The organism is Desulfovibrio sp. 1214_IL3152 (assembly GCF_036763055.1).
Taxonomy (GTDB): domain Bacteria; phylum Desulfobacterota; class Desulfovibrionia; order Desulfovibrionales; family Desulfovibrionaceae; genus Desulfovibrio.
Map to the genome: position 1 here is coordinate 1 of NZ_JBAIYW010000198.1, position 1,271 is coordinate 1,271.

General features: G+C 60.3%; 1 protein-coding gene. It reads left to right on the top strand.

The window, feature by feature from the left end:
* Positions 1-1,224 (top strand): FG-GAP repeat domain-containing protein (locus V6C07_RS04165; protein WP_333535100.1); only part of this gene is annotated, 1,224 nt, incomplete at its 5' end.
* Positions 1,225-1,271 lie beyond the last annotated feature (47 nt).

Consider the following 1,271-nt stretch of genomic DNA (forward strand, 5'->3'; position numbering starts at 1 on the left):
AGCACGGCGGCCGCTGGCCCGCGCGGCGGCAGCGTCACCCCCGGTGGCGACATTGTTACCAACGAGACCGGCCAGCAGCAGATGTATCTGAACCCGCAGTTCCGCTATCAGGGTTCAGGATCCACCGACGGTTCGCGTCTGCGCAGCCAGCGTCTGCCTTACACCATGGTCGGCATGGCCGTGGGTGATTTTAACGGCGACGGCAAAAACGAGATCGCCCTGCTGAGCGAAAACCACCTGCGCATCTATATGTGGGATCAGGACGGCAAGCTCAAACTTTTGGGTGAAACCCTCATTTCGCGTTCCAACAAGAACTTTTCCATGCGGGCCATTGACCTGAACCGCGACGGCGCCATGGATATTGTGGTGGCCACCTTTGAGGACGACAGCAATCGCCCCTACAGCTATTTTTACAGCTTCAAGGGCAATAAGTTCACCCAGGTGGCCGAGCGCATCCCCTATTTTGTCAGCGTGCTGCGTCTGCCTCCCACCTTCACGCCCACGCTTGTGGGCCAGGGCTGGGATTCGCTCAAGCTTTTTGCCCCCGGCGTGTACTCAATGGTGAAAACCGGCGGCAAGTACACCTTCGGCGCGCGTCTTGACCTGCCCACCGGAGCCACCGTCTTTAACGTGGCCTGGCTGCCGGGCGGCAGAAACGGCAAGGGCGACCAGCTTGTCATGCTCACTGACGATGAGCGGCTCAAGGTCTTTCAGGGCCACGGCAACACCCTTGTCCACACCACTATGGAGCGTTTTTCCGGCTCCTCCACCGGCATGGACCACTATAAGGGCATGCCCGGCCTCGGCGTAGACAAAAACTATCAGCTGCCGAGCAAGTATTACGCCCCCATGAACCTGATTGCTGCGGATATCGGCCACACCGGCGAATATGTCATGCTGGTCAACAAGCCCATATCCACGGCTTCGCAGATGTTTGACCGCTACCGCTACTTCCCGCAGGGCGAAATTCATGCCCTGTACTGGGACGGCGTGGGCCTCGGCCTCAAGTGGAAGACGCGCCGCATTCGCGGTTCCGTGGCGGCTGTGGACCTGGCGGACGCCACCAATAACGGCGTTCTTGATCTGGTGGTGGGTCTGAACACCTCACCCGATCTTGGCATTGGCAGCCGTCAGTGCATGATCACGGCATATCCCCTGGACGTGTCGGCCACGGACCCCAACGCCCCTGCGGATATGAGCGACTTTGAAGTAAATCCCAACTAGGCGTTTTCGAGGGCGGGCGGCCCACGCGCTCTGCGGCGGGCAGCCCG